The sequence below is a fragment of the Lachnotalea sp. AF33-28 genome (assembly GCF_003477885.1).
Taxonomy (GTDB): Bacteria; Bacillota; Clostridia; order Lachnospirales; family Lachnospiraceae; genus AF33-28.
This window is the reverse complement of the sequence record NZ_QUEE01000002.1, coordinates 61,327-77,172: the sequence shown is the minus strand read 5'-3', so window position 1 is coordinate 77,172 and position 15,846 is coordinate 61,327. Positions and strand designations below refer to the sequence as shown.

General features: G+C 48.7%; 16 protein-coding genes. 1 reads left to right on the top strand and 15 read right to left on the bottom strand.

Annotation, left to right across the window (positions count from 1 at the left end; translation table 11 throughout):
* Positions 1-28: 28 nt before the first annotated feature.
* From DWZ56_RS02810 to DWZ56_RS02760, 10 genes are all read right to left on the bottom strand, one after another.
* The gene (locus DWZ56_RS02810; protein WP_243095038.1) at positions 29-1,177 is read right to left on the bottom strand and encodes a glycosyltransferase family 4 protein; all 1,149 of its coding nucleotides are present in this window, start codon (positions 1,175-1,177) and stop codon (positions 29-31) included.
* Complete coding sequence (locus tag DWZ56_RS02805; protein ID WP_118554880.1) at positions 1,161-2,009, bottom strand: tyrosine-type recombinase/integrase; 849 nt, start codon at positions 2,007-2,009, stop codon at positions 1,161-1,163. Before DWZ56_RS02805 ends, DWZ56_RS02810 begins: the two co-directional genes overlap by 17 nt.
* Positions 2,010-2,663: 654 nt before the next feature.
* On the bottom strand, positions 2,664-3,290 hold the full coding sequence (locus DWZ56_RS02795) for a DUF4317 family protein (protein ID WP_118554878.1): 627 nt from the start codon (positions 3,288-3,290) through the stop codon (positions 2,664-2,666).
* 119 nt (positions 3,291-3,409) lie between these two features.
* A complete protein-coding gene (locus DWZ56_RS02790; protein WP_118554877.1) occupies positions 3,410-3,853 on the bottom strand; it encodes a hypothetical protein in 444 nt (147 codons plus the stop codon).
* Positions 3,854-3,863: 10 nt separating this feature from the next.
* The gene (locus DWZ56_RS02785; RefSeq protein WP_158584414.1) at positions 3,864-4,502 is read right to left on the bottom strand and encodes a flavin reductase; all 639 of its coding nucleotides are present in this window, start codon (positions 4,500-4,502) and stop codon (positions 3,864-3,866) included.
* 94 nt (positions 4,503-4,596) lie between these two features.
* Positions 4,597-5,016 carry a threonine/serine exporter family protein gene (locus tag DWZ56_RS02780; protein ID WP_118554875.1) on the bottom strand — a complete coding sequence of 140 codons (420 nt, stop codon included), beginning with the start codon at positions 5,014-5,016 and terminating at the stop codon, positions 4,597-4,599.
* Entirely contained in the window at positions 5,016-5,786 is a 771-nt protein-coding gene (locus DWZ56_RS02775) for a threonine/serine ThrE exporter family protein (RefSeq protein WP_118554874.1), read from the bottom strand. The genes DWZ56_RS02780 and DWZ56_RS02775 overlap by 1 nt, the downstream gene beginning before the upstream one ends.
* Before the next feature lie 139 nt (positions 5,787-5,925).
* Positions 5,926-7,917: a ferrous iron transport protein B gene (feoB, locus tag DWZ56_RS02770; RefSeq protein ID WP_118554873.1), complete on the bottom strand. Its 1,992-nt coding sequence runs from the start codon at positions 7,915-7,917 to the stop codon at positions 5,926-5,928.
* Positions 7,907-8,146 (bottom strand): FeoA family protein, encoded by a 240-nt coding sequence (locus DWZ56_RS02765; protein ID WP_118554872.1) that lies wholly within the window; start codon positions 8,144-8,146, stop codon positions 7,907-7,909. Before DWZ56_RS02765 ends, feoB begins: the two co-directional genes overlap by 11 nt.
* A 207-nt stretch (positions 8,147-8,353) precedes the next feature.
* Positions 8,354-9,757, bottom strand: a complete 1,404-nt coding sequence (locus tag DWZ56_RS02760) for a spore germination protein (protein ID WP_118555209.1) — start codon at positions 9,755-9,757, stop codon at positions 8,354-8,356.
* Between the two features lie 202 nt (positions 9,758-9,959).
* Between DWZ56_RS02760 and DWZ56_RS02755 the strand changes: the two genes are divergently transcribed.
* Positions 9,960-10,526 (top strand): hydrolase, encoded by a 567-nt coding sequence (locus DWZ56_RS02755; RefSeq protein WP_118554871.1) that lies wholly within the window; start codon positions 9,960-9,962, stop codon positions 10,524-10,526.
* On the opposite strand, the gene DWZ56_RS02750 is transcribed toward DWZ56_RS02755, so the two are convergent.
* From DWZ56_RS02750 to DWZ56_RS02725, 5 genes are all read right to left on the bottom strand, one after another.
* Positions 10,523-11,257, bottom strand: a complete 735-nt coding sequence (locus DWZ56_RS02750) for a peptidoglycan recognition protein family protein (RefSeq protein ID WP_243095033.1) — start codon at positions 11,255-11,257, stop codon at positions 10,523-10,525. The two genes, DWZ56_RS02755 and DWZ56_RS02750, sit on opposite strands and share 4 nt — an antisense overlap.
* A gap of 229 nt (positions 11,258-11,486) precedes the next feature.
* On the bottom strand, positions 11,487-12,941 hold the full coding sequence (guaB, locus tag DWZ56_RS02740; RefSeq protein ID WP_118554869.1) for an IMP dehydrogenase: 1,455 nt from the start codon (positions 12,939-12,941) through the stop codon (positions 11,487-11,489).
* 80 nt (positions 12,942-13,021) lie between these two features.
* The gene (locus tag DWZ56_RS02735) at positions 13,022-13,522 is read right to left on the bottom strand and encodes a DUF6106 family protein (protein ID WP_118554868.1); all 501 of its coding nucleotides are present in this window, start codon (positions 13,520-13,522) and stop codon (positions 13,022-13,024) included.
* A 285-nt stretch (positions 13,523-13,807) separates the two neighbouring features.
* A complete protein-coding gene (groL, locus tag DWZ56_RS02730; RefSeq protein ID WP_118554867.1) occupies positions 13,808-15,427 on the bottom strand; it encodes a chaperonin GroEL in 1,620 nt (539 codons plus the stop codon).
* Positions 15,428-15,476: 49 nt separating this feature from the next.
* Positions 15,477-15,764 carry a co-chaperone GroES gene (locus DWZ56_RS02725; RefSeq protein WP_118554866.1) on the bottom strand — a complete coding sequence of 96 codons (288 nt, stop codon included), beginning with the start codon at positions 15,762-15,764 and terminating at the stop codon, positions 15,477-15,479.
* Positions 15,765-15,846: the final 82 nt, after the last annotated feature.

The window sequence follows — 15,846 nt, the reverse complement described above, 5'->3', positions numbered from 1 at the left end:
TATTCGTTTCAACAGATATTTTTGCGGCTCAATGCTTCTGATAGAGACGGATTGTCTGCCTCACGGTCTGATCCCAGTTATAGCGCCTGCAGATGAAGTCAGCTGCTTTTTCTTTGTAACGGATGCACAGCGGTTCCGAATCACAGAGCTCCTGCAGCTTAAGCTGCAGATCTGCCGTATCTCCTTTTTTAAAGGTAACAGCATGGTCCTCTACCACTTTTGCACATTCTTCTATATCCGATACAAGGCAGCAGTTTCCATAACTCATCGCCTCAAGCAGGCTCAAAGGCATGCCTTCCAGATCGGAAGGCAGCGTATACAGATACGCGTTGCTGTATAACTCTTCCAGCATCTGTCCCTGTACAAAGCCGGTAAAAATCACTCGTTTATCCCCGGCAGCCAGGCTTCTTAGCTCATTTAAAAATGCTTCCGTATCGCTGGATCCCCCCGCAATTACAAGCTTTTTATCTGTTTTCACATTTTTAAAAGCATCGATCAGATACCGCAGGCCTTTCTCCGGCACAATTCTGCCCAGATACAACAGATAGCTGTCCTTTTGCAGTCCAAAGCATTCTTCGATCAGTGCAGCGGCTCTAAGCTCCGGCCGGGTCACACCGTTCGGTATAAGAACCGCGTTCCTGCCATATACCTCCATAAAATATTTCTGGATTCCGCTGCTTAAAACAATCATCTCATCGGCAAACTTTGCTGCTACTTTTTCTCCGAGCATGATATATGCTTTTGCAAAGCGGCTCCATTTCTGCCGTTTATGGTCCAGCCCGTGAATGGTGCATATGCACCTTTTTCCAAAAAGTTTCGGCAGCCACAGCATAGCACAAGGGCCTTCCGCATGATAATGGACTATGTCATATCTGCCAAAGGCCGCACAAAAGGACGCAGACACAGAAGAGGTCATCGCCGCAATTCCCTTTTTATCCAGCGTAAAGACTGTTTTCAGCTTGACCCCTTTATACTGCTTCATTTTATTGACATTTGCTCTGTCAAATTCTTTTCCGCTCACATGATGACCGCTTCTGTTATAACAAGTCACACTGTGTCCCATTTGGACCATACGGGTACTCAGTTCTTCTACAACAATCTCAACGCCGCCTTCACGGGAGGGAATGCGTTTATGTCCCAGCATCGCTATCCTAAGCTTCTTATCCGTCAATCTCATGATAGCCTCCTGATGACAAATTCTCTTTAAGCACGATCTGCGCATACCATTTCAGGCTATGTTTCAGAAAAAGCGGTGTAGCATCCTGTGTGATCCCGGTCAGTTCCTTATATTTCTGGAAGATGGCCACAAGGAATTTAACGCTGACCGGCGTCCCAAGCTTTGTCAAAAACAATACATCCCTATATGCGGCGTTGCGGTCCGCGAATTCCTGCCGCCCCTCCATCCACAGCAAAAGCTTGCGGTACAGTCTGTCAGAATAAATCCGTTCTGTCCGTATGAAACCTTTTTTATCCATTATCCGTATTGTCCGTTTTTCCGGATTAAAATCCTCTGTCCGCAGCGCAACCAGTTCCTGGATTTGAAGCCCGTGATAAAAAAGGAGTTCAAACATAATGCTGTCTCTTAAACTGATACGTTTCTTAAACTCCGTATCCGCATCCTCATACTCCTCATTCAGACTCTGTATCAGGCGGTCCACCTCTTCACGTTTTAAACGGCGGGGTTCTTTCAGGCGTTCTATTTTCCGCGTCTGAAAAGGGATTACAGCCTTTTGCAGATCCAGCCCCCGATCTGTAAGCCATTGCAGATATCGCCCTAAAGATATCTTTTTACGGTTCAGAGTGGAATCCCTGCTTTCTTTTTCGTTCATTAGGTATGTTAGATAGTCCGCAGCAGCTTGTCCGCTTATTTCAGCAGCCTGGTCATCCTTCTGTCCCATCCAGCGATAAAAATCCTTCAGATCGTTTTCATAACATGTAACCGTATGGATGTCATATTGATTCTGTTCAAGCTCCTGAAGATATTTTTTTAATAACGTTTCACTCGTCATCCAATTCAATCCCGGACACCCTCCTGCCTGATATTAAGACCAGTACTGCGGTGAACAGATACCTACGATCGTTCTGCAGCACCATAAAATGGAAAATGACCGCAAAAGGTACACCTTTTGACAGCTGACCGTTTTACCACTTTTAGCAGTTTTTTTGGCGCATGTTCTACCCAATATATGTAAAATAAGATATAGCATGGATACAAAATATGCTTTGGCAGGTTGCTTTTGATAGGATTCTGTGTTAAACTCTACAACAGAAAAAGCTGTCAAAAGGTGTACCCTTTGACAGCTTTTTTTGCAATATTACCCGGACAGAATAGCGTAATTATTGTTGACATGATAAGGACAAATCTTTTCCGACAGGGTTGCTGCCAAGACCGGACGAACTGCCGCAGGATATCTGAAAGCTCTCTAATATTTGGCGCTTACCATGAAAAAAGCACCTCGGATATTATTCCAAGATGCTTCTTTCGTTTATTTGATTATTCAGTTTTTCATTCTCTGTAGAATTCAGATAATTTGATTCTGTCGTAGGCGCCCTTCTTCTTATCCTCAGGATGTGGCTCCAAACCGATTATCGTAATTTCCTGCTGATCCGGTCCATAAACCCAGTACATCCTCATGCATCTAAAATTGAACCAGTAAGTGCTTTCAGAATAATATTCTCTCCACCAGTTCCCCATGCGGATGCAATGCATCCGCATCAAAAACCTCAATCCCATGAATATCCGTACTCCGGTCCTTAAAGGCGGGAAACAAAAATCCGCACTCCGGTTCTCCCGGCTCGTAATCGCCGTGCAGCGGACAGATTGCACAGATAAGAAATTTGTAGACTTCTTCGGATTCCCACAGGCTTTCCTTATCGCTTGCCTTGATCGGAACATCGTAGCTGCCGTAAAAGAAATAGACCGCATAATCGCCCACAGTGCGGTACCGTTCTCCGATCACCTCATAAAACACATCCAGCAGCGCATCGTTCTTCAGCTCGCATTCGCGCAGCGCCATCAGAAGCTGCCAGGTGCTCCCCGCTTTCTCGTTTTCCGGCGCGAAACGGTATTCCTTTAAATTCACATTCGTTTCAGAAAACGGAATGGCTTTAGCAATGGCAAGGTTGGCCTCGCGTTCCGGCGCGGAAAGCTTCTGAAAATGGGTATTAAAGGTTCCGTCCACATAGCCTTCCCCATCCATATACGCGCCCGCAATCCTGCTGAAGCAATTTCGCTTTAAAGTCATCCGCCTGGTAAGCTCCAGCATGTCCTCTCTATTAATTCTGATCATTTTATTCACCTGTTATACTGCATTCTTATACCGGCACATGTTCCGCCGTCAATTCATCCGTTATAGCACCCGCATCCGCTGATGATTCACCCATTATAACAGCCGCGTCTACCGCCGGTTCACCCATTATGGCAGCCACATTTACTTCCGTACTTCTCCAGATCCAGCTGATACAGCGCCTTTCCCGGACGCTTCGGGGGTTCTGCCGGCGTAAAACCGCAGCGCTCTAAAAAGCGGCGCGCACCCTCATCCGCCTCCGGGACAGCGGCCAAAAGCGTCTGAAAGACCGGCCGGCACAGATCGGCCATCACCTCCAGCATCATGGTTTCAAACCCTTTTTGACCTTCCTCTTCACATACCGTAAGAGCCTGCAAAATGCAGATATCTTCTGACTGGGGCAGGAGCGCTGCGGCCGCCTTAAAAGATCCGTTTTCCACCATCGCATATACCTCGCAGAGCGCAAGCGAATGAATCTCTTCCGTCTGCAGGAAAAGAGGCCCGCCGCACTGAAGCCTCTTAGCATAATCCTGTTTATCTTCTGCTATTTTATGAATCTCTATCATACCGTCTCCGTCATTCCTCAATCATCTGAAATATACTCTTTGGCTGTTTGCAGATCGGACAGACATAACTGTCCGGCAGATCTTCAAACGGGATATCGCCGTCATATACATAGTGGCAGATCGGGCAGACATATTTCTTCACGGTCTTCTTTTCGCTTTCTACGGGCATCTCCGATACTCTGCCGTTTTTAGCGGCGCGGTAATCCCCATAGGTCAGGGCCGCCTCGGCGCTCAAATTCTCCGCCTCCTCCACATCACAGATAAACAGCATATGGGTATCAAGATCAATGCTCTGCATTACCCGGCAGCTATAGTATGCGGTCACATGTTCAGCAATATAAGGATTTCCTTCGCCGTCCGTCCGATATGCTGTGTCCGCAAATTTATCCGTATCCCGTCCTGACTGAAACCCAAAATGACGGATCACTTCCGTTGGACAGCTGATGGCAAGAGCGGATACTGTCATGCTCTTCTTGCGCATCACAAGTTCCGTCGTATGGTTGCGCTTCTGCATCGTGACCAGTATCCTGCAAGGCGTATCCGTAGCCTGGGACGCCGTGTTGATAATACATCCGCAGCGCTCACCCTCATACTCCACCGCAGCCAGATACAGTCCGTATGTGATCTTAAATAATGCCGTCTTATCCATGTTATACCTCGATTCTGCCGCCGCTGCGGCCATTTGTTATTGTTCAGAACTACCTGTAAAGCAGCGTATGCCATCTGTGAATAGTACTGCTCATTTACTTTTTCTTAACCAGCCTAAATAACGTATCCACCAAAAAAACGGCCACCGCAATGGCCCCGGCAATCTGCAGCGTCTCGCTAAGATAATAGGAGGATAAACTGCCCTGATTCTGTATCAGATAATAGACCGACCTGTATATAGAGGCTCCGGGCACCAGCGGCAGTAAACCCGGCACCAGAAACACAGTCACCGGCGATTTCAGCACACGCGCAAACACATGGCTGAACAATGCAATTACCACAGCCGAAAAAAATGCAGCCATTAAAACCGCAAAGCCTCTCTCCAATATCAACAGATACACAAGCCAGCCCACCGCCCCGGTAATCCCGCAATGTGCCAGGTATTTGCCCGGCACCCGCAGAGGAAGAGAAAAACAGAAGGAGGCAAAAAAAGCCCCGATCACCTGCGCCGCCATCACATCACACCTCCCAGCCAATGAAAGAGGCTGATGCCGCAGCCCACGCCCACCGCAACAGCCGCCGCAATCAGTATCGCCTCCATAATGCGGGCACAGCCGGAGGTATAATCACCGTACAGAATATCCCTAAGCGCATTGGTAAATGCCATGCCGGGCACCAGCGGCATGATGCAGCCGATGATGACCAGATCCGTATTTAAAGCCGGCCAGATAAACTGACGCAGCGCCAGCGTGCCAACAGCAACGGCCAAAGCGGCCGCGGTGGTTTTCAGAATCGAGTTAAGCTCCGCTCTGCCCGCCGCATACATGAAAGCCGCCAGCAGCGCTCCCACTACAGCAGCGCCAAACACGTCCCATCCGTTTCCGCCCAATAGGAGGGTAAAAGAGGCCGTGATGCCCACCATCGCGATATTCACCATCCAGGGACGGTATTGGAGCTGTTTTTGCGTCTCATTTAACTGATCCCACGCTTCCTGCAGAGAGATCCTGCCCTCGCACAGATCCCGCGATATGCTGTTTACCCGGTAAACCCTGTTTAAATTAGTCTCCCGCTCATTTACTCTCTTCACCACGGTGATGGGCTTATTTTCCCCGCCGGAAAGCGTCGCGATGATCCCGGTGGATACCACAAAGGATTCCGCCGAGTGAAGGCTGGCAAGATGCAGAATATGATTCATCGTGTCTTCCACACGGTAAGTTTCCGCGCCGCTTTTTAACATGATCTCACCCGCGAGGACGGCCGTATTCATCAACAATTTATAGTCCATATATGCTCCGGTCGCTAAACGTATTTTTATGTAACCGCACAGACGGCGGGAAAATTGGTGTAAAAGCAGGCATTAAGCTTGCTTTATAAGGCCGCGTCTGAACTGTTGCATTGTTACAGCGCCGGGGGTTCTCATCCTGCTATACGAACAAACTGCCGATCTGATATACCAGCACCGCGCCCACCCAGGCAACTGCTAATTGAAATAATACCATACCGAGCGTAAATTTCCAAGAGTTCGTTTCCTTTTTTATTGTTCCTATGGTAGCCACACAGGGAGAGTACAGCAGGCAGAAAATCATCAACGCATACGCGTTGAGCGATGTAAAGCCGGCCTGGCCGAGAAGCCCCGAAAGCTCCGCCATCCCCGCCGCGGAATTAATGTTGTTAATCGCAAACAATACGGAAAAGCTGGACACCACCACTTCTTTCGCCGACAGCCCGCAAATTAACGCCACCGCGATCTGCCACATGCCGAGCCCCGCCGGCACTAAAAGCGGTGTCAGGAGCTTTCCTATGGAGGCCCCGAAGCTTAGTGAGACATCTCCCGCCACACCGTGGATATTATAATTGAGCAGGAACCACAGGACGATGGAAGCGATAAAGATAATTGTTCCCGCCTTGGTCAGATAGTCTTTTACCTTCTCCCATACATAGATGGCGATTGTACGGGCGTTGGGAGATTTATATTCCGGCAGCTCAATTAACAGGGCATTTTCGTTTTTAGAAGGATGCAGCTTCTCCACAATGAACGCAATCAGTATGGCCACCAGCACTCCGATAATATAGAGGGAGTACGCGGCCAGCATAGCGTAGTTTCCGAAAAACATATCCGCAAACAGCACATAAATCGGAAGCCTCGCGGAACAAGACATAAACGGAGTGATCAGTATTGCGCGCCTTCTGTCCCTGATGCTTTCCAGAGACCTGGTAGCCATCACAGCCGGCACTGTACAGCCAAATCCCAGCACCATCGGGAGAAATGCCTTGCCGGAGAGGCCGACTTTCCCCATGATCTCATTCATGACATATGCCACCCTGGCCATGTAACCGCTGTCTTCCAGAAAAGCCAGGGCCAGAAACAGGATGAAAATGTTCGGAAGGAACGTCAATATTCCCCCTACGCCGGCGATCACCCCATCCACCACCAGTGAGATCAGCCAGCCGGATACGCCAATACTGTGCAGAAGTGTGTTAGCACCGGATGACAGCACATCCAGCGCCACTTCAAAATATCCCTTCAGGAAATCTCCCACTGTAAACGTAAGGAAGAAAACCAGAGCCATGATCAGCAGAAATATAGGGACTCCCAGAACAGGATGCGTCAGGTAGCGGTCAATTTTTTCCGTCTTAACGGCCTTTGACTTCTGGTTGAACAGACACTCTTCAATCACTGCCTCTATGTAATCGTATTTCTCATTGATGATCTGCTTTTCATAATTCTGATCGATGATGCTCGTCAGGTCAACCGGATATTTCTCGCTGACCTCCTCATCATATTCTAACAGCTTAATCGCGGTCCATCTCGGATTCTCCACATCCTTGTAACGGGCCTGCAGCACTACCTGTATCTTTTCAATCTTCGCCTCCAGGCCGCGGCTGTAGGTGATCACTTTGCCGTGGGGTCCTTCCTCATAATGGTGGACCGCAGCATGGAGCAGCACCTCCAGGCCCGTCCGCTTTCTGGCGGAAACCGGCACAACCGGGATATGACCTAAAAGCTCCGGCAGCCGGTGCAGATCGATCTCCATACCCCGGTCCTTGACGATATCCATCATATTTAAAGCCAGTATTACCGGCTTGTTCAGCTCCAGCAGCTGCATGGTCAGATAAAGGTTTCTCTCCAGATTGGACGCATCCACCACGTTGATGATCACATCCACATCTTCTTCCATGATACACCTTCTGCTGACCTTCTCCTCAATGCTGTAGGAGGTCAGGCTGTAGATGCCCGGAAGGTCGATCAGCTTCAGTTTCTGTCCCCGATAGCTGGTCTCCCCTTCCACGCGTTCCACCGTAACGCCCGGCCAGTTGGCAACCTTTAAGTTGGCGCCGGTAAATGCGTTAAACAGCGTCGTCTTTCCGCAGTTGGGATTCCCCACAAACCCCAGTGTGATCGGTCTATTTTCCATCTTCCGGCACCTCCTTTATTGCAATTCCGTCCGCGATCCGGCGCCCGATGGCCAGACGCGTACCCCTCACTCTTATAATAAATGCACCACGATTTCTTTTATGATTCAAAATCTCAATTTTTGTGCCTTCATTCACTCCCAGCGCTTCCAGCCGGCGCGTAATCTGCGGAGTAATCTCCAGCTCCGCCACCTGATAGGCCTTTCCTGTTTCGCCCTCACATAAATACATAGTGTCCTCCGAATTCCCGGAATATCTCTTCCTGTTTTATCTTATGTCTGTGTTATCCGCAATGTTTGCCAAAATGAACCAATCATTCAGCGATGCCGCCGATACGGTTCAGCCATAGTTATTCTAGTATAACTGATAATGATTGTCAATCACAAAACACGCCTTAATTTACTTTCTTGGTTACTATACACAGCTACCGATAAATTACTACTTTTTTTCAAACGGAATTCTCGTCCGGACCAGACGCTGCCGTATCTCCTTCCATGAAAAGGGAATCAAGGGATAGATATAGCTCTTCCCGCTGATCGTTTTATTCATCACAATACACAGGACCGTAATCACAAAGCCCGCGATAAATCCCCAGAGATTAAACAGCGCGGTCAATATTAAGAGCAGCAGCCTCATAAACTTGAGGGCATATCCGAATTCAAAGCTGGCCTGAGTATAGTTTGCAATTACAACAAAGGCCATATACAGCATGGTTTCCGCATTGAACCAGCCGGAGCTGACCGAGAAATCACCGACCACCAGACCGGCTATCACGCTTAGCGGCGTAGAAAGCATGCTGGGTGTGCTCACCGATGCCAGCCGCAGCCCGTCGATCGCGAATTCCAGGATCAAAAGCTGAAGGATAATGGGTACATTCACAGCTTCCTTCACTCTGGTAAATTCAAGCCAGGACGGCAGCCACTCAGGGTTCTGCACAAAGAGCAGATAGACTGGTGTCAGAGTCAGCGTGACAAAGGATATAAGGAATCTGGAAATCCGCAGATACGTTCCTGTGAGGGGCGGGAAATAGTAATCGTCCGCTTCTTCCACGATATCAAATACTGAGGACGGCAAGATCATGGCTGCGGGCGAATTGTCCACCAGTATTACAATATTTCCTTCCAACAGATGGGCCGCAGCCGTATCGGGGCGCTCCGAAAATTTAAATTTCGGGAATGGATTATACCATTTGCTCTGGTAAAGGCACTCTGCTAAGCTTTCCTGGTTCATGGTCAGCGCATCCACCTTGATATTAGAAATCCTGTTTTTGATCTTGTCAAGCAGCTCCCGGTCCACACGGTCTTCCATATAGGAGATTACAATATCTGTTTTTGAACTTTCACCCACCTGAACGATCTCATTGATCAGCTTCGGATCCCGTATTCTGCGGCGGATCAGGGCGGTGTTAAACACCAGTGTCTCCACAAAACCGTCTCTGGAACCGCGCAGCACCCGGTCCTTTTCCGGCTCCTGCACGCCTCTGGCCGGATAGGTCCGGCAGTCGATGGCCATGCACTTGTCGTAGCCGTCCACAAACATCAGCGTAACGCCGGACAGCAGCTGCGTCAGCAGCGATTCCACCTGATTCTCCAGCCCAACCTCAATATAAGGAAGATATTTCTTGGCAAAACCGTGAGCGTCCTCCGGCAGATCCGCCGCTTTTATGGCGCAGAAGCCCTGAATCAGACGCAGCAGGGTCTCATCCTTCATAAATCCGTCGATCGCATACAGGCAGGCCTTGCGGTCTCCGATTGTAATTACCCTGTACACCACGTCGAAATTTTTGTCTATGTTCAAAATACCGTCAAACAATTTCTTATCCTGATCCAGGCAGCCAGTCATTTGTCCCTGCATATATCAATCACTCCTCATCGATTTATCTCTTAATGCAGTAATAGTTTGCCAGAAGCGGAAAATATTATGCTTGACCCGGTGTGAAAATGTGATTAAAATGAATTTCAGCAACTGATACAATAAAAAGTGGAAGCACACTGAAGTGTGCATAAATCATCAACCTTCGGTTGGTGACATAGGAGGTAAAGATATGAGCCGCATTCCTACATTGGAGCAGGCAGAAGCACTGCTGAAAGAGTACAACAAGGAAGATTTTCATCTAAGACATGCACAGATTGTTTCCGGTGTTCTCGGCTGGTTCGCTCAAAAATACGATCCAGAAAGAACCGAATACTGGAAAGCGGTCGGCATGCTGCATGATCTGGATTTTGAGCAATGGCCGGAGGAACACTGCATCAAGAGCCAGGAGCTCATGCGCGAACACGGTATTGACGAATCCGTCATACGCGCCACAGCCAGCCACGGATACGGGATCACCGTGGACATCCGTCCCGAACATGTGATGGAGAAGGTATTATATGCGGTGGATGAGCTCACCGGCCTGATCGGAGCGGTGGCTATCATGCGCCCCAGCAAAAGTGTGGACGATCTGGAGTTAAAATCGGTAAAAAAGAAATTTAAAACACCCAGCTTTGCAGCCGGGTGCTCAAGAGAGGTGATTCAAAAAGGGGCGGATATGCTGGGAATGCCTCTGGATGATTTAATTTCCGATACGATACTGGCCATGCGCAGCTTAAATCCCGGGATGGGACTTTAAAAGGGTTCGGCAAATACATCCTTGCGGAAAGCGGCCCATGCGTCCGGATGATCCACATAATACTTAGGACAGATCTTTCCGGTCACATCATGGTGACGGATGATATCCTCCTCTGTAAGTGAAAAGGTTTCTGCCAGCCAGCGCGTCAGCTTCACCAGGGAATCATAGGTTTCCTGTGTGAACTGGCCGCTTTCGTCGGGATGGCAGCACTCAATGGATATTGTGTCCGAATTGCGGTCATTCGAACAGTATGCCACTTCATTCAAAGGCATGCACTGGATGATCTCACCTTCCAGGCCGATAATGAAATTACTGCTGGCATAGGTGGCATGAGTTTCCGCCAGGCTGTTAAAATAGCTTTGGTTCTGTTTTGCAGTGGTTCCGGGATTTCCCACATAATGCACCACAACGCCGTTCACCTTTTTCAGTTCTTTCTGCGGCCTGGAATAAGGATTGGGCATCAGAAAATCCTGCGTGATCCAGGACGGGATTTCAATCTCCGCTATGGGCTGCCCGGGATGGAATATCGGGAGGCGGCTGATTGCACGCACACCGGCGGACAACAGGAACACCGCTCCGACCGCCATCCCTGCAAGCAGCAGATAGCGTTTCAGCATGCGCAACTGACGGCGGCGGCGGCGTTTTTTAAGATACTCCGCCTTCCTTTTCTGAAAACGCATTTCTTCCGCACTACTTTGTTCATCTATATGATTGTGATTGTTGTTCTTCATCTGATTTTCCTATATATGTTCCGGTCTGCAAGCTATGGCAGGAAAACCTGCACTGATTAACAGTATAACAGTTCCGCCGCATTTATACTTTAACTTTTCCTTAACTTTTAGCATCATATCCTGCGTGCTTGGTCCGGGTTTCTCCATAAAATAACAGAACAGCAAAAACAGCTCCCTGCCGAATCCGGGCAGTAGAGCTGTCTTTGCTGTCATTGCATATTTATTGTCATCATTCATCCACGCTGTAGTTCGGCGCTTCCTTCGTTATATGAATATCATGAGGATGGCTTTCTTTCAGAGATGCGGCTGATATCTTGATGAATTTCGCAGTTTCCATCAGAGTGGGGATATCCCTGGCGCCGCAGTAACCCATACCGGAGCGCAGCCCTCCGATCAGCTGGAACACCGTATCCTCCACAGTACCCTTATAGGCTACGCGGCCTTCCACGCCTTCGGGCACAAGTTTCTTGGCATCCTGCTGGAAATACCTGTCCTTGCTGCCGTTCTCCATAGCGGCGATACTGCCCATACCGCGGTATACTTTGTATTTCCTGCCCTGATACAGTTCAAAGGTTCCCGGGCTCTCGTCACAGCCAGCAAAGATGCTGCCCATCATGCAGACGCTGCCGCCCGCCGCGATCGCCTTCGTGATATCGCCGGAGTATTTTATACCGCCGTCGGCGATGATCGGGATACCCGCTTTCTTCGCCACCGCATAACAGTCCATAATCGCGGTCACCTGCGGAACGCCGATACCCGCTACCACTCTCGTCGTACAGATGGAACCCGGTCCGATCCCTACCTTAACTGCATCCACTCCGGCCTCAATCAGAGCATCTGTTGCTTCTCCGGTGGCCACGTTGCCGGCGATCACCTGCAGATCCGGATATTTCTCCTTGATCATGCGCACAGCGCCCAGAATGTTTTTGGAATGCCCATGGGCAGAGTCCAGAACCACCACATCCACCTTCACATTCACCAGCGCATCCACGCGCTCCATGATATTATTGGTAATGCCGACAGCGGCCCCGCAGAGCAGTCTGCCCTGCCCGTCCTTGGCGGACAGAGGGTACTTGATCTGTTTCTCGATATCCTTGATCGTGATCAGCCCTTTGAGATTAAAGTTCTCATCTACAATCGGAAGTTTCTCCTTCCTAGCCTTTGCAAGTATCTGTTTTGCCTCTTCGAGGGTAATGCCTTCCTTTGCTGTGATCAGCCCTTCGGAAGTCATGGATTCTTTTATCTTCTTTGAAAAATCAGTTTCAAAAAGCAAATCCCTGTTGGTGATGATACCTACCAGTTTTCTGCCTTCTGTAATGGGCACGCCGGAAATACGGAATTTTGCCATGAGATTGTTGGCATCCTCCAGAGTATGTTCAGGCGACAGATAAAAGGGATCCGTGATCACTCCGTTCTCCGAACGCTTTACCTTGTCCACTTCCTCCGCCTGCTCTTCTATGGACATATTCTTATGGATAATGCCGATGCCGCCCTGTCTGGCCATGGCAATCGCCATGCGGTGCTCTGTGACCGTATCCATGCCGGCACTCATCATGGGAATGTTGAGCTTTATCTTTTTAGTTAAATAAGTAGTCAGGTCAACCTGATTCGGAATCACCTCTGAATACTGCGGCACCAACAGCACATCGTCAAAGGTAATGCCCTCACCGATAATTGTACCCATTTTCAATTTCCTCACTTTCTCCGATTTGATTTTCTTTGTAGTCTAGCAGATATTTGTCCATATGTCAAATACACTTTTAACTAATAAATATTCACTTTTCTCGGAGCTGCCATGCGCATCATATTCAGCAGTTTTTCGTTGGGCTCAAACAAAACCTTCGTCATCTTGCCGTCCTGGTTGCAGACCATCACATAAACCCGTCTGTCGGGCATTTTGGAAGTAAAATCCTTCACCGTCATCTGCTTGTTCTGGAAGGAATCCATCGCATGGCTCGTAAGCGGCGCCACAATCTCTGTATGATCCATATCAAAGGTGCACATACGCTTTCTTCTGGATTGAGCCTGAATACGGTCAAAGGACAGGTCTCCGCCCACATACACATACTCATACTCCACCCTGGTGCTCCTGTAATAGAAATACACGCCCGCAGAAGCAGCAAGCGCAACCAGCATCAGGATAAAATTGCCGATAATCGCCATAAACCATAGCAGAACACATACAGTGATCATAATGGGGACTACCACATAGGAATATCCCGGCACCTTTCTCTTAACCATACATTCACAATACTGCTCGTTCATCATAATCCTCCTCAGAATTCGTTATTAATTCCCATTATATAAGATATTACGGCTATTTTCCACTAAAAGTTTTATTAAGTTGCAAAACCTTGAGTTACAAAAAATAATCACAAGAAAGAATCCCGCTGGCGGGATTCTCCGCCTGCGGCGGGTCGCCCTGGCGACAGTATACCTTCCCGCCGCAGTGCGATCCTAAGCGGAGCGTTTTTTTCAATAGGGCGCGCCCTATTGAAAAAAAAGGAGCGGATAAAATCCGCTCCCCAATAAATCCATATATAAATCTGATTACATCATTCCCATTCCAGGGTTTGCAGGCATAGCCGGTTCGGGCTCTTTGATGTTTGCCACTACAGACTCTGTGGTCAGAAGTGTGGAAGCAACGCTGGTTGCGTTCTGCAGAGCGCTTCTGGTAACCTTTGCAGGATCCAGGATGCCGGCTGTCAGCATATCCACATACTCTTCCTTCAGTGCATCGAAGCCCACGCCCACTTCGGACTCTCTCACCTTATTGATGATTACAGCGCCTTCCAGTCCGGCATTGGCGGCGATCTGGTTTAAAGGAGCCTCCAGAGCCTTCAGAACGATCTTAGCACCGATCTTCTCATCGCCTTCCAGGGAGTTCACCAGTTCAACCATCTCCTTGGTAGCATGGATATAAGCGGATCCGCCGCCTGCGATCACGCCCTCTTCCACAGCCGCTTTTGTAGCTGCCAGAGCGTCTTCCATACGCAGTTTCTGCTCCTTCATCTCTGTCTCGGTAGCAGCGCCCACGCGGATCACTGCTACGCCGCCGGATAACTTCGCCAGTCTTTCCTGCAGTTTCTCTCTGTCGAAATCAGAAGTGGTCTCTTCGATCTGAGCCTTGATCTGGCCGATCCTGGACTGGATTTCAGCAGATTCGCCACAGCCGTCCACGATCACAGTGTTCTCCTTCTGAACCTTTACAGATTTTGCACGGCCCAGCATATCCATTGTAGTTTCTTTCAGCTCATAGCCCAGTTCATCGGAAATCACTGTACCGCCTGTCAGAATCGCGATATCCTTCAGCATTTCTTTTCTTCTGTCGCCATAGCCGGGAGCCTTAACACCAACAACATTACAGGTTCCTCTTAATTTATTAACAATCAGGGTGGTCAGAGCTTCGCCTTCAATATCCTCTGCGATGATCAGCAGTCTGGAACCGCTCTTTACGATCTCTTCCAGCACGGGAAGGATATCCTGGATGTTGCTGATCTTCTTATCTGTGATCAGAATATACGGATCATCCAGATTTGCTTCCATCTTCTCCATATCCGTGCACATATAAGCGGAAACATATCCGCGGTCAAACTGCATACCTTCCACCAGATCCAGCTCTGTTAACATGCTCTTGGATTCTTCAATGGTGATAACGCCGTCCTTGGAAACTTTCTCCATAGCGTCGGATACGATCTCTCCCACGCTGTCATCGCCGGCGGAGATTGCGGCAACTCTTGCGATCTGATCCTTGCCTGTAACCGGCTTGGACATCTTAGCAATAGCTTCTACCGCTACATCCGTCGCTTTCTTCATGCCTTTTCTTAAGATGATCGGGTTCGCTCCTGCTGCCAGGTTCTTCATACCTTCATTAATCATCGCCTGTGCCAGTACAGTCGCTGTTGTTGTACCGTCACCAGCCACATCGTTGGTCTTGGAAGCAACTTCCTTCACCAGCTGTGCGCCCATATTTTCAAACGGATCCGCCAGCTCGATCTCCTTTGCGATCGTAACTCCGTCATTGGTGATTAACGGTGTTCCAAAAGATTTATCCAGTACTACATTTCTTCCCTTCGGTCCTAAGGTTACACTGACTGTATCCGCCAGCTGATTAACGCCGGATTCCAGAGCCGCTCTGGCTTCTGCACCGTATTTAATCTCTTTTGCCATGTTCAATTACCTCCTGATTATGTGAATTAATGAGCTATAAGCGCTATAATTATTTCTCAACGATTGCTACGATATCATTCTGCTTAACTACGATGTATTCCTCATCCTCAAGCTTTACTTCTGTTCCTGCATATTTGGAATAAATAACTACATCTCCCGGTTTTACCATCATGGTAACTTCTTTTCCGTCTACCATTCCACCAGGTCCCACTGCGATTACTTCCGCCTGCTGCGGTTTTTCTTTTGATGCTCCGGTCAATACCAGTCCGGACTTTGTTGTTACTTCTGCTTCAACCTGCTTTAAGATAACTTTGTCACCCAACGGTACTAATTTCATTTAAGATTCCTCCTTCTGCAATTATTAGCACTCATAATGGTTGAGTGCTAACGACTGGTTATATATTAGTAAAATTGCCGGC